Genomic DNA, 11,695 nt, shown 5'->3' on the forward strand with positions numbered 1-11,695 from the left:
GCGAATTCACGGAGTTTGGGCGCGTGCCGAGACTCCGGAAGGTTTCGCATTTCGCATGTCCACTTTCAGTACTGATCACGCCGTCATGCCCGAGAACGACGAGATCGTCGAGGCGGCCGAGGCCGCCGTCGCGGAGGCCGCAGAGGCGCCCGCCGACGAGCCCCAGACGACCTTCGCGGACCTCGGCCTCCCCGAGGGCGTCGTGCGCAAGCTCGCGCAGAACGGCGTGACCACCCCCTTCCCGATCCAGGCCGCGACCATCCCGGACGCCCTGGCCGGCAAGGACATCCTCGGCCGCGGCCGCACCGGCTCCGGCAAGACGCTCTCCTTCGGTCTGCCGACCCTGGCCACGCTGGCCGGCGGCCACACGGAGAAGAAGAAGCCCCGCGCGGTCATCCTCACCCCGACCCGTGAGCTCGCGATGCAGGTCGCGGACGCCCTGCAGCCCTACGGCGACGTCCTCGGCCTCAAGATGAAGGTCGTCTGCGGCGGTACGTCGATGGGCAACCAGATCTACGCGCTCGAGCGCGGCGTCGACGTCCTCGTCGCCACTCCGGGCCGTCTGCGCGACATCATCACCCGTGGCGCCTGCTCCCTGGAGAACGTCCAGGTCGCCGTCCTCGACGAGGCCGACCAGATGTCCGACCTGGGCTTCCTGCCCGAGGTCACCGAGCTGCTCGACCAGGTCCCGGCCGGCGGCCAGCGGATGCTCTTCTCGGCCACCATGGAGAACGAGATCTCCACGCTGGTCAAGCGCTACCTGACCGACCCGGTCAGCCACGAGGTGGACAGCGCCCAGGGCAACGTCACGACCATGAGCCACCACGTGCTCGTCGTGAAGCCGAAGGACAAGGCGCCCGTCACGGCCGCCATCGCCGCCCGCAAGGGCCGCACGATCATCTTCGTGCGCACCCAGCTCGGCGCCGACCGCATCGCGGAGCAGCTGCGCGATTCCGGTGTGAAGGCCGACGCACTGCACGGCGGCATGACCCAGGGCGCCCGTACCCGCACCCTGGCCGACTTCAAGGACGGTTACGTCAACGCGCTCGTCGCGACCGACGTCGCCGCCCGAGGCATCCACGTCGACGGCATCGACCTGGTCCTGAACGTGGACCCGGCCGGCGACCACAAGGACTACCTGCACCGCTCCGGCCGTACGGCCCGAGCCGGGAAGTCGGGCGTCGTGGTCTCGCTCTCGCTGCCGCACCAGCGCCGCCAGATCTTCCGGCTGATGGAGGACGCGGGCGTCGACGCCTCGCGTCACATCGTCGGCGGAGCGGGCGCGTTCGACCCGGAGGTCGCCGAGATCACCGGCGCCCGTTCGCTGACCGAGGTCCAGGCCGACTCCGCGAACAACGCCGCCAAGCAGGCCGAGCGCGAGGTCGTCGAGCTGAACCGCCAGCTCGAGCGTGTCCAGCGCCGGGCGACCGAGCTGCGCGAGGAGGCCGACCGTCTGGTCGCCCGCGCTGCCCGTGAGCGCGGCGAGGACCCGGAGGCCGCGGTCGCCGAGGTGGCGGAGGCCGCCGAGGCCGAGCTCGCCGCGGTGCCGGCACAGGCCGAGCCGGTCCGTGAGTCCCGCGACGAGCGTCCGTCGTACGACCGCCGCGACGAGCGGGGCAACTTCAGCCGCGACCGTCGTGACGACCGTGGTGGTTTCCGTCGCGACGACCGTCGTGACGACCGTCGTGACGACCGTCGCGACGACCGTCGCGACGACCGTCGTGACGACCGTGGTGGCCGTTCCTTCGAGCGTCGTGACGACCGTGGCGGCGACCGTGGTGGCCGTACGTTCGAGCGTCGTGACGACCGTGGTGGTTTCCGTCGCGACGACCGTCGTGACGACCGTGGCGGCCGTTCCTTCGAGCGTCGTGACGACCGCGGTGGCGACCGTGGCGGTTTCCGCCGTGACGACCGTCGTGACGACCGTGGCGGCCGTTCCTTCGAGCGTCGTGACGACCGAGGCGGCGACCGTGGTGGCCGTACGTTCGAGCGTCGTGACGACCGCGGTGGCGACCGAGGCGGCTTCCGCCGTGACGACCGCCCGGCCGGTCACCGCGGCAGCGACCGTCCCTTCAACCGCGACCGCCGTGACGACCGCCCCGCCTCCGGCGGCTTCCGCTCCGGCGCCGGCGACCGTCCGTACGGCCGCCGTGACGACCACCGCGGTGGCGCCGGGTCGAGCTCCGGCTCGTTCGGCGGCCGCCGTGACGACAAGCCGCGCTGGAAGCGCAACGGCTGACGCTGTGTGACCTCCTGGTCCAGGGCCCGTACGACACCTCGGTGACGTACGGGCCCTGGCCCGTTGAGGCCCCGCACCGCCGGCCGGCAGGACCCGTGTCGGGATACCCGATCGGTTCCCGGGATCTCTGCCGCTATGCTCAGGGGTGTTGTGCCGAGGGCCGTTAGCTCAATTGGTCAGAGCAGCGGACTTTTAATCCGTTGGTTGTGGGTTCGAGTCCCACACGGCCTACCTTCCGCGCCTCCGTTGACCTGCTGGTTCTCTCCAGCGGCGTCGGCGGGGGCGTTTTCCGTGGGCCCATTGGGAGCGCGCTGGATCATGGCGCCGGGGCGTTGTTCCGCGACGTCCCGGCCCCGGCTCCCGCGGTTCGGCCCGGCTTGCCGCTTGTGCTGTCCGGGTGTCTTTGGCTCTGTGGGCCGGGCCGTTCCTCTCCGGTCGCACTCGCGCAGGTTAATACGGTGGGAAACGGGCCGGCGCCCGGCGCCGGCGCGCACCGTTGCAAGCGCATGTCCCAAAGGAGGAAGCACGATGAGCACGCCCCGCAGGGCTGCGGTCCTGGCTGTGGTCGCGAGCGGCCTGGTACTCGTTGCCGGCCCGCTCGCCGTGGCCGACGAAGACGGCTCGCACCACAAGGACCACCTGGGCGCCCAGTGCGCCAACGTCGGCAACGATGCGAGCGCCGTCGGCGTCGCGGCGCACTCGCCCGGTGTGCTGTCCGGCAACGTCGTCCAGGTGCCGGTGAGCATTCCCGTGAACGTCTGCGGCAACAGCATCGATGTCGTCGGCCTTCTGAACGGCGCACGCGAGCTGAAGATCCGCCAGTGAGCGGAGGGCGGGGGAGCGGGCCGGCCCGCTCCCCCGCCGGGTTCGCCCTCGGCTTCCTACCTGTGGCCCCCGGTCGGGTGCCTCAGCCGGCGGCCGGGCCGGGCGGGACGATCTCGCGTTTGAGGATCTTGCCGGTGGGGCCCTTGGGCAGGGAGCCGGTGATCCACACGATGCGCGGGTACTTGAACGGTGCGACCCGCTCGCGGACGAAGCCGAGCAGCTCGTCGGGCGTGGCGGACGCCCCGTCGCGCAGTACGACGGCGGCGGCGATCTCCTGGCCGTGGACGACATGCGCGACACCGAAGACAGCCGCCTCCGCGACCGCCGGATGGGCGTAGAGAACTTCTTCCACCTCGCGCGGATAGACGTTGTACCCGCCGCGGATGACGAGGTCCTTGATGCGGTCCACGATCCGGAAGTCCCCCCGGGCGTCCCGGGTGCCGAGGTCACCGGTGTGCAGCCAGCCGTCCCGTACCGTCTCCGCGGTCTCCTGCGGACGGCGCCAGTAGCCGCGCATGACGTTGTGACCGCGGATGACGATCTCGCCCACTTCGCCGTCCGGCAGTGCTCTGCCCTCGCGGTCGACGACGCGCATCTCGACGCCGTCGACGGGGATGCCGACAGTGCCGGCGACGCGTTCGCGGTCGACGCGGTTCACACAGGCGAGCGGTGACGACTCCGAGAGCCCGTACCCCTCCAGCACCGCGCAGCCGAAAGTCTTCTCGAACGCGTACAGCACCTCCACGGGCAGCGGGGAGCCTCCGCACAGGCCGACGCGCAGGGTGGAGAGGTCGTACGGATCCGAATCGGGGCTCTGCGCGAGCCTCAGCATCAGCGTGTACATCGTCGGGACGCCCAGGAAGACGGTCACCCGGTCCCGTTCGATCAGGGCGAAGGCGTCGGCGGGCGTGAAGCGGGTCAGCAGGGTGAGGCAGGCGCCCACCGACACCGCGCAGTTCAGCCCCATGACCTGTCCGAAGGAGTGGAAGAGCGGCAGCCCGCCGAAGATGACGTCGCCGGGGCCCAGGCCCATCACCCGCGCGCCCTCGTCGATGTTGCGGCGCAGGTTGTGGTGGGTGAGTTCGGCGCCCTTGGGTCTGCCGGTGGTTCCGGAGGTGTAGAGGACGACGGCGGTGTCCGCGGGCGTGCGCGGCTCGTCCCGGGCCGACGGGAGCTGGGTGCGCAACGTGGCGAGGAAAGCCTCCGGCTCGACGACGACGTGGCGGGTACCGGCCCGGCGGGCGCCTTCCACCGCCTCCGCCGCGCCCTGGTGCCAGGCGAAGAGGAGGGCCGCGCCGGCGTCGTCCAGGCAGTGCTCGATCTCCCCCGCCTTCAGCATCGGGTTGAGCGGTACGACGATCGCCCCGGCGCGCAGGATGCCGTAGTACAGCACCGCGAACACGGGGGTGTTGGGAAGCAGGACGGCCACGCGGTCGCCCGGTGCCGTGCCCAGGGCGCGAAGCTGTGCGGCGGCACGGGAGCTGAGATCGTCCAGATCGGCGAACGTCAGCTCGTCGCCGTCCAGCCGCAGGGCCGGACGGTCGGGGTACGCGGCGGTGCTGCGGGCCAGCAGAGAGGGGACGGTGCCGGGGTCGTGCGCGGGCGCGGGCTCGGGCTCGGGCTCGGGCTGCATCGGGTCATCCTCCAGCGGTGGACGGACGGGAACGGACATCAGCGGCGGACTGCGATCGCGGTCACCACCAGGCCCTCGCGGGCCGACCAGCGGCCGTGCAGCACACGCGGCAGGGACGTCGGAATGCTCGGTGGCGCCCCGAGCAGTCGGACCTCGAAGTCGCCGACGCCGTCGGCGTCCGGGAGCCCTGCCCGCACATCGGCCTGCTCGAAGCCGAGCCACCCGCCGCCGGCGGAGCTCCACAGCTTGTAGACGGCTTCCTTGGCGCTGAACAGCAGCCGGTCCCAGGCCACGCCGGGGCGCCGCACCCCGAGGTCGGCCAGCCGGTCCCGCTCCGCCGCGAGGGCGACGGCCTCCAGAGCGCGTGCGGACAGCGGGCCCGCGGGCTCGGCGTCGATACCGAGGGCCACGGCGTCGTCGGCAAGGGCGAGGGCGGCCGCCCGGTAACGGTCGCAGTGGGTGATGCTGCCGACGATGCCGGGCGGCCAGTCGGGCATGCCGCGCCGGCCCCGGGGCAGCGGGGCCTCGGGGAGGCCGAGGGCCGTCATGGCGCGGCGGGCGCACCACCGTGCGGTACCGAACTCGCGGCGGCGGCCCGGGGTTGCCCGCGCCATCAGCGCTTCCTCTTCCGGGTAGAGGACTACGGGCTCCGTGTCCACCGTCGTCTCGGCGCACCGCACCCAGGGCGGCAGCAGCCCGTCCAGCATCAGGCCGTCCGACCGGAGGCGAGGCCGATCCGTGCCGCCCAGGCCCCGATGTGTTCGACGAGGCCACCGTGGTGCCGTATCCAGCGGAAGTGGTCCAGTGGACGGCCGCCCGCGTCGGCGCACGCGTAGTGGAGGCGTTCGACGCGGGCGGAGGGCATCTTGGCGCACAGGTGGTCCACGGCCGCCGGCGGCGCCATGGTGTCGTTCTCGACGTCCACGGCGAGGACGGGCAGCGTCACCGCCCGCAGTGCCCGCTCGTAGTCCACCGGCGCTCCGGGCACGGTGTAGCGGCCGGTGCGCATCTGGCGTGCCCAGTCCCGCATGAGCCTCGCCGTCTCCCGCCCGCCGAACCCGAAGCGCTCCCCGGGCCAGTACCCGAGCATCCCGGCTCCGAGGACGCTGAGCTGACTGCGCACCAGCCATTTCGCCCGGTTGTGTCCGAGTGTCCGGTACCAGGCGGAGCCGCTGGCGACGAGCACCACGCCGTCGAGGCGCGCGGGCCGGAACAGCCCGCAGTGCACCAGACCCAACTGCCCGCCCAGGCTGTGCCCGAGCAGCAGCCGCGGTGCCGCGGGATACGCGGCGTCGACGACGCCGAGCACGGCCCCGATGTCGTGTTCGACGATCTCGCGGTAACCGAAGCGGACGCCACGGGCGGGCACGGGCACGCTCTCGCCCTGTCCGCGCAGGTCCGTCGTCACCACCGTCATGCCCTGCCGGTGCAGCGCCCTCACGAGGGGGAGGTAGTTCCGCGCGGGTGTCCCCATGGCGGGCAACAGGACGACGACGGGCGCACCCGCGTCGTCGTCCCGCGCCCGCACGCGCACGGTGAGCCGTGCGCCGTCGGGGGCGGTGATCTCGCCCAGCAGCTGCAGGCGGGGCTGTTTGGCGCTCACCCCAGCCGCCAGCCGAGCACCCCGGCGCCCCAGGTGATCCCCGCGCCGAAGGCCGCCACGCCCAGCACCCCGGACGGCCCGAGCCGGCCTTCCTCCTGGGCGTGGGCGAGGGCGACGGGAATGGAGGCCGACGAGGTGTTGGCCACCCGGTTGACATTCAGGAACAGCCTCTCGGGGGGCACCCCGATCTCCTTGCCGACGGCCTTCACGATGCGGGCGTTGGCCTGGTGGGCGACGAAGAGGTCGACGTCGTCGCAGGTCAGGCCGCGCCGGTCCAGCACTCGTCGGGCCGCGTCGCTCATCTTCTCCACGGCGTGGACGAAGATCTCCGGGCCGTCCATGCGGAGCTTGCGGTCGTGGCGGTCGGCGAAGAGCAGCGGGATGTGCTCGCCGTCGGAGGCGAGGTGGAAGGCGGGTGCGACGGGGGCGTCCGGGAGGTCGGTGAGGACCACGGCGCCGGCACCGTCACCGAGCAGGACGGCCGTCGACCGGTCCTCGGCATCGGTGATGCGCGTCAGTGCCTCCGCCCCGCAGACGAGGACGGCTTCCGCCCGCCCGGACTCGATGAGCGCCGTCCCGTGGTCCAGCGCGTAGACGAATCCGGCGCAGGCGGCGTGCAGGTCGAAGGCGGCGGCCTGCGGCGTGCCGAGCCGTGCGGCGACCTCCACCGCCAGTCCGGGCGTCGTCCGGTCGGGGGTGGTCGTCGCGACGACGACGTGGCTCAGGCCGGTGGGCTTTTGTCCGGCCTGCCGCAGCGCCGTCCGGGCGGCGTCGACGGCGAGGTCGGCCAGCCGGCCGTCGGCGGGCAGGAATCGACGTTCTCTGATCCCCGTCCGCTTGACGATCCACTCGTCGGACGAACCGATCGCCTCGAAGTGGCTGTTGGGCACGGTCCGTTCGGGCAGTGCGGCCCCGATGCCGGTGATCGCCGCAGTCATCGTGCGGCCTCCTTCCCGAAGGTCTGGCCGCCGACGCCCATCCGTACGGCGTGCATACCGCCGTCGGCATGCACGATCTCACCGGTGACGGAAGCGGCGAGATCGGAGAGCAGGAAGAGGACCGGCCCGGTGAGGCGCTGGACGTCCGCGCGGTCCCAGCCGAGCGGCGCCTCCTGCTCCCAGCGGTCGGCGATGGTGTCGAAGGTGCTGATGGCGAGGCCCGCCACCGTCTCCACGGGCCCTGCGGCGACGAGGTTGACGCGGATGCCGCTGTCACCGAGGTAGAGGGCGAGATAGCGGCAGACGGCGCCCAGCGTGGCCTTGCTGACGCCCATCCAGTCGTAGCCGGGCCAGGCGCCGGAGGAGTCGAAGTCCAGCCCGACGACGCTGCCTCGCTTCTCGGCCAGCAGCGGGGCGAGTGCGGTGGTGAGCCCGTGGAGGGAAAGGGCGGCCGTGTGCAGGGCGTGCGTGGCGCCCTCCACGGGGGTGGTGAGGAAGTTGCCGCTCAGTGCGGACTGCGGGGCGGCGGCGATCGCGTGGAGGACGCCGTCGACCGCGCCCCAGCGGTTCTCCAGTTCCTTGGTCAGCCGGGTGACGTCGTCCGGCCGGGTGACGTCCAGCTCCAGGACGTCGGTGGGGCGCGGCAGCCCGGCCGCCGCGGCCTCGGTGATCCGCCGCGTCCGGCCGAACCCGGTCAGCAGCACCTCCGCGCCCGCCTCCTGGAGGGCCTTGGCGGTGTGCCAGGCGATGGAGTCGTCGTTGAGGACCCCGGTCACGAGATAGCGGCGTCCTGCGAAACCGAGCATTGCGCTGTGGCCTTTCTTCGGTCAGGGAGTGGAGAGCACGAGCGCCGCGTTGTGGCCGCCGAAGCCGAACGATGTCGACAGGCCCACCCGCGGCCGGTCGCCGCCGGGCAGTTCGCGTGCCGTCCGGATGAGGTCGAGCCTGCCGAGCCGCTCGTCCGGCTGCCGGAGGCCGGCGGTCGGGGGTGCGACGCCGTGGCGCAGCGCCTGCAACGTGACGATGGCCTCCACCGCTCCGGCGGCGCCGAAGAGATGCCCGAGGCCGCCTTTGCTGGACGACATCGGGGTGCCTGCCAGGGTGCCGCCGCCGAGGGCGAGGCGCAGGGCGTCGCATTCCAGCCGGTCGTTGAGCAGGGTGCCGGTGCCGTGGGCGTTGAGGTAGTCCAGCTCGTCGGGGGCCGTCCCGGCATCGCGCAGGGCCTGGGTGACAGCCTCGGCGGCAGGGCCGCAGCCGGGGTCGGGGGCGGTGAGGTGGTGGGCGTCGGAGGTGGCGCCGTAGCCCCGCACGGTACCGAGGGCCGCGGCTCCGCGCCGGGTGGCCCCGTCGGCCGTTTCCAGGACGAGGACGCCGGCGCCCTCCCCGATGACGAAGCCGTCCCGCTCCGCGTCGAACGGCAGACAGCGGCCGGTGGGCGAGAGCGCCCCGGCGTTACGGAAGGACGCGCCGACGAGTGCCGACGTCGACGCCTCCGCACCGCCCACCACGACGGCGTCAGCCGCGCCGGCTGCCAGCAGGCGCAGCCCCGCACCGATGGCCTGGGCGCCGCTGCTGCACGCAGAGGCCACACACAGTGACTCGCCCTTGAAGCCGTACCGCATCGACAGGTGCGAGGCGGCGGCGTTCGCCATCATCTGCGGCACCATCAGCGCCGACACGTACTCGGCGCCCTGCTCCGCGAGGACCGGACCCTGCGCCTCGAAGCTGGCCGTGCCGCCGAGCCCGCAACCGATGACGCAGGCGACGCGCTCAGCGGCGTACGGCGGCTCACCGGCTTTCCAGCCGGCCCGTGCCAGCGCCTCCTCCGCCGCCACCAGCGCGAGCTGGGTGAACCGGTCGGTGCGGCGCGCGAGGTGACGGGAGAGGTGGTCGGCGGCGCGGAAGCCGTCACAGGAACCGAGCCCGTCGTGCAGCCCGCTCGCCCCGGCGACGGCCCGCTCGTGCAGCACGTCGGCGCCGACACCGAGCGGGGTGACCGCGCCGAAGCCGGTCACCACCGCCCCCGTCACGGCGTCACTCAAGTCCGGCCTTCGTGCAGCAGAGCTCGAGTATCTGGCCGACGGTGTCCAGCCCGTCGAAGTCCTTGGGCTTCACCGGGACTTCCAGATCCTTCTTGATGGCCTGTGCCAGCTCGACCATGTCGAGCGAGTCGATCTCCAGGTCGTCGAGCCTGGCGTCGGGGAGGATGTCCGACTCGTCGACGCCGAGTTCCACCAGCGCCTCGTTGATGAACTTCTCGATCGCGGCGTGATCAAGCATGAGCGATGTGCCCTTCTCGTGCGGGACGTCGTGGGGTGGGCGGTCCGGTCGCGGCGGACTACGCCGCGACCTTGGTGGCGTGGAGGGGCGACCAGTGCCACTGGCGCCAGTAGCTCTCCGCGATGTCCAGCCACTCCTCCAGCCGCTGCGCGCTGTCCAGGAACCGGTTGCCGCTGACCATCAGCCAGCTGTAGACGGCCTGGCTGTCCCGGCATCCGCCGCAATCGCCGGAGGTGCAGCAGAACTGCAATGTCTCGTAGTCGGCTCCCCAGGCCGCGAAGCCGGGGATCACCGGGTTGCCGTTGGCGACGCGCTCCTCGTGGTCCGGGTGGTCCACGCTCAGACTCGGGCAGACGTCGTAGCCGAAACGGGCACCCCAGTGGGAGGTGCCGGTGATGAGGGAGCGGATGAAGTACGGGTGGCTCACCACCGTCTTCGGGTACCGCTCCCTGACCCGCAGCGCCTCCTCCAGCACCCGGCGCTCGTTCTCGATCTGGATCGGGTTGTCGGAGCCGTGCTCGCTGTAGAAGTTGAACGTGACGATGTTGCCGTTGTCCGCGATCTTCTGGACCGTCGGCTCCAGGTGGCTCAGGCCGGCCTCGGAGAGCGCGAAGATGAACAGCACCCGGGGGTCGTTCCGGTAGTGGGAGAGCGCCGTGTCGAACAGCCCGGTGAACTTGGACCCGTTGACGCGGATGGCACGGAGGTCGTCGTCCAGCGGCCCGCCGCCGAAGATGCTGACGGCGACGGCGATGTGCTCGAAGCCCTGCATGGGCATCGGCCGCAGCCCGTTGGTGGAGATGGTGATGTAGGGAAGCTCCTCGACGAACGCCTCCACCCGGCGCAGGACCAGCGTGGGTTCACCGCCGATCAGGGTCGCCTGGTTGACGCCGTCGTCGCTCAGCTTCCTCGCGAACGCCCTGATCCTGTCGACGTCGGACAGTTCCCTGACCGCCGTGTCGAAGCCGCCCTCGAAGTACCAGCAGCCCTTGCAGCGGATGTTGCACGTGTTGGTCAGGTGCACCTCGCACGAGCGGACGGTACGTCCGAGTCGGCGAAGACGGTGCAGCCGGTCGGCCAGGTCGGGCCGCTCCGCCAGCAGAGCGGCAGTGCGCTCCTTGGCCTCCCTGCGGGTGAGGGGGCGTGGGCCGATGGTGAGCGGTGTTGCCATGGGGATGTGCTCCTCGTTCTCGGGATTCTCGGGAACGTGCTGTCGTCGTCACTCCCGGCACATGGCGCTCGGGGCGCGCCCCGTCCTACTCCGGAACCTTCAGCCCCAGGCTCTTGATGCGGGGCGTCACCTTCTCCCGCCAGATGTCCCGCGCCTGCCCGTTGGTCGTCTGCCGCAGCCCGTAGCGGACGGCGGTGCGGGAGCGCTCGGACCGTGCGCTGCCGAAGATCCGCTCGAAGCCGGGCCACAGTCGGTCCAGTGCCTGCTGCAGCTCCTCGCGCCCCTCGTCCGTCCCCGCGAGATTGCGGCAGACCCGCGCCCCGTGCGCGATGTGGACCTTTTCGTCGAGAATGATGGTGCGGACGGCTTCGGCCCACGGCTTGTAACTGCTCTGCGCGAACTCGGAGATCATCACCATCGCCGTCTCCTCACCGATGTAGGAGAAGACGCCGCGCTCGGCCCAGGTGGTGCACTCGTGGAACTCATGGCCGGCGAAGAGCTTCCGCTCGGCGAGCGTCTGCTTCTCCATATAGGCCGTGTCGATGCCGATGTCGGCGAGGACACGCTTGCCGATCTTGTAGTGGTCGTACTCCTCGACCGCGCGTTCCGCGCAGACCTGCCGCTCCTCGGCGTCGGGTGCCAGCGGCAGGAAGACCTGTATGTAGTCGTCTCCGCCCGAGAGTTCGCCTTCGGTGTTGACGACCATTCCCCGGATCGCGATCTCCCGGTAGTCCTCGGGCATCGCGAGAAATTCTTCAGGAGTGCGGACTACGACGACCTCATCGCTCGGAATGGTGAATGACATGTGCGTTTCTCCACCTCGCTCGCCTCACCGAGTCCGGGCGTACCGGTTCGCCGGAACTCGTTCGATCATTGGATTGTGCACACGTGCGAACGGAACTCCGGTTCCGCTTTCACTTGTCGGCGCCGCTGATCAGAATCGTTTCTTCGACAGAGCGGGCCGACGATAACCACAGCCGAGGCGGCCGATCAATGGAAATCTTTT

11 protein-coding genes and 1 tRNA gene are annotated in these 11,695 nt (G+C 71.4%); 3 read left to right on the top strand and 9 right to left on the bottom strand.

Annotation, left to right across the window (positions count from 1 at the left end; all coding sequences use genetic code 11):
* The first annotated feature begins 55 nt into the window (after nt 1–55).
* The 3 genes from ACFYV1_RS33090 (at nt 56) to ACFYV1_RS33100 (ending at nt 3,064) form a co-directional block, all read left to right on the top strand.
* Nucleotides 56–2,239 carry a DEAD/DEAH box helicase gene (locus tag ACFYV1_RS33090; RefSeq protein WP_389399350.1) on the top strand — a complete coding sequence of 728 codons (2,184 nt, stop codon included), beginning with the start codon at nt 56–58 and terminating at the stop codon, nt 2,237–2,239.
* Between the two features lie 157 nt (nt 2,240–2,396).
* Nucleotides 2,397–2,470 (top strand) — tRNA-Lys (locus ACFYV1_RS33095).
* Between the two features lie 297 nt (nt 2,471–2,767).
* Nucleotides 2,768–3,064 carry a chaplin gene (locus tag ACFYV1_RS33100; RefSeq protein ID WP_389399351.1) on the top strand — a complete coding sequence of 99 codons (297 nt, stop codon included), beginning with the start codon at nt 2,768–2,770 and terminating at the stop codon, nt 3,062–3,064.
* Between the two features lie 82 nt (nt 3,065–3,146).
* On the opposite strand, the gene ACFYV1_RS33105 is transcribed toward ACFYV1_RS33100, so the two are convergent.
* From ACFYV1_RS33105 to ACFYV1_RS33145, 9 genes are all read right to left on the bottom strand, one after another.
* A complete protein-coding gene (locus tag ACFYV1_RS33105; RefSeq protein WP_389399352.1) occupies nt 3,147–4,697 on the bottom strand; it encodes a long-chain fatty acid--CoA ligase in 1,551 nt (516 codons plus the stop codon).
* Nucleotides 4,698–4,735: 38 nt separating this feature from the next.
* On the bottom strand, nt 4,736–5,404 hold the full coding sequence (locus ACFYV1_RS33110) for a 4'-phosphopantetheinyl transferase (protein WP_389399353.1): 669 nt from the start codon (nt 5,402–5,404) through the stop codon (nt 4,736–4,738).
* Nucleotides 5,404–6,300 (bottom strand): alpha/beta fold hydrolase, encoded by an 897-nt coding sequence (locus ACFYV1_RS33115; RefSeq protein ID WP_389399354.1) that lies wholly within the window; start codon nt 6,298–6,300, stop codon nt 5,404–5,406. Before ACFYV1_RS33115 ends, ACFYV1_RS33110 begins: the two co-directional genes overlap by 1 nt.
* Entirely contained in the window at nt 6,297–7,238 is a 942-nt protein-coding gene (locus ACFYV1_RS33120; protein WP_389399355.1) for a beta-ketoacyl-ACP synthase 3, read from the bottom strand. The genes ACFYV1_RS33115 and ACFYV1_RS33120 overlap by 4 nt, the downstream gene beginning before the upstream one ends.
* Nucleotides 7,235–8,044 carry an enoyl-ACP reductase FabI gene (fabI, locus tag ACFYV1_RS33125; protein ID WP_389399356.1) on the bottom strand — a complete coding sequence of 270 codons (810 nt, stop codon included), beginning with the start codon at nt 8,042–8,044 and terminating at the stop codon, nt 7,235–7,237. Before fabI ends, ACFYV1_RS33120 begins: the two co-directional genes overlap by 4 nt.
* A gap of 21 nt (nt 8,045–8,065) precedes the next feature.
* Complete coding sequence (locus ACFYV1_RS33130; protein ID WP_389399357.1) at nt 8,066–9,280, bottom strand: beta-ketoacyl-[acyl-carrier-protein] synthase family protein; 1,215 nt, start codon at nt 9,278–9,280, stop codon at nt 8,066–8,068.
* Entirely contained in the window at nt 9,273–9,518 is a 246-nt protein-coding gene (locus ACFYV1_RS33135; protein ID WP_389399358.1) for an acyl carrier protein, read from the bottom strand. Before ACFYV1_RS33135 ends, ACFYV1_RS33130 begins: the two co-directional genes overlap by 8 nt.
* Before the next feature lie 58 nt (nt 9,519–9,576).
* Nucleotides 9,577–10,689 carry a radical SAM protein gene (locus ACFYV1_RS33140; protein WP_389399359.1) on the bottom strand — a complete coding sequence of 371 codons (1,113 nt, stop codon included), beginning with the start codon at nt 10,687–10,689 and terminating at the stop codon, nt 9,577–9,579.
* An 85-nt stretch (nt 10,690–10,774) separates the two neighbouring features.
* Nucleotides 10,775–11,494 carry a Phenylacetic acid catabolic protein gene (locus tag ACFYV1_RS33145; RefSeq protein ID WP_389399360.1) on the bottom strand — a complete coding sequence of 240 codons (720 nt, stop codon included), beginning with the start codon at nt 11,492–11,494 and terminating at the stop codon, nt 10,775–10,777.
* Between the last annotated feature and the right edge of the window lie 201 nt (nt 11,495–11,695).

Origin of the sequence: Streptomyces sp. NPDC003023 (assembly GCF_042888225.1) — a bacterium.
Lineage (GTDB): Bacteria > Actinomycetota > Actinomycetes > Streptomycetales > Streptomycetaceae > Streptomyces.

Coding starts and splice junctions, on each gene's coding strand:
- ACFYV1_RS33120 (WP_389399355.1), bottom strand. CDS start 7,238: ATGACTGCGGCGATCACCGGCATCGGGGCCGCACTGCCCGAACGGACC.
- ACFYV1_RS33090 (WP_389399350.1), top strand. CDS start 56: ATGTCCACTTTCAGTACTGATCACGCCGTCATGCCCGAGAACGACGAG.
- ACFYV1_RS33135 (WP_389399358.1), bottom strand. CDS start 9,518: ATGCTTGATCACGCCGCGATCGAGAAGTTCATCAACGAGGCGCTGGTG.
- ACFYV1_RS33100 (WP_389399351.1), top strand. CDS start 2,768: ATGAGCACGCCCCGCAGGGCTGCGGTCCTGGCTGTGGTCGCGAGCGGC.
- ACFYV1_RS33110 (WP_389399353.1), bottom strand. CDS start 5,404: ATGCTGGACGGGCTGCTGCCGCCCTGGGTGCGGTGCGCCGAGACGACG.
- ACFYV1_RS33145 (WP_389399360.1), bottom strand. CDS start 11,494: ATGTCATTCACCATTCCGAGCGATGAGGTCGTCGTAGTCCGCACTCCT.
- fabI (WP_389399356.1), bottom strand. CDS start 8,044: ATGCTCGGTTTCGCAGGACGCCGCTATCTCGTGACCGGGGTCCTCAAC.
- ACFYV1_RS33105 (WP_389399352.1), bottom strand. CDS start 4,697: ATGCAGCCCGAGCCCGAGCCCGAGCCCGCGCCCGCGCACGACCCCGGC.
- ACFYV1_RS33140 (WP_389399359.1), bottom strand. CDS start 10,689: ATGGCAACACCGCTCACCATCGGCCCACGCCCCCTCACCCGCAGGGAG.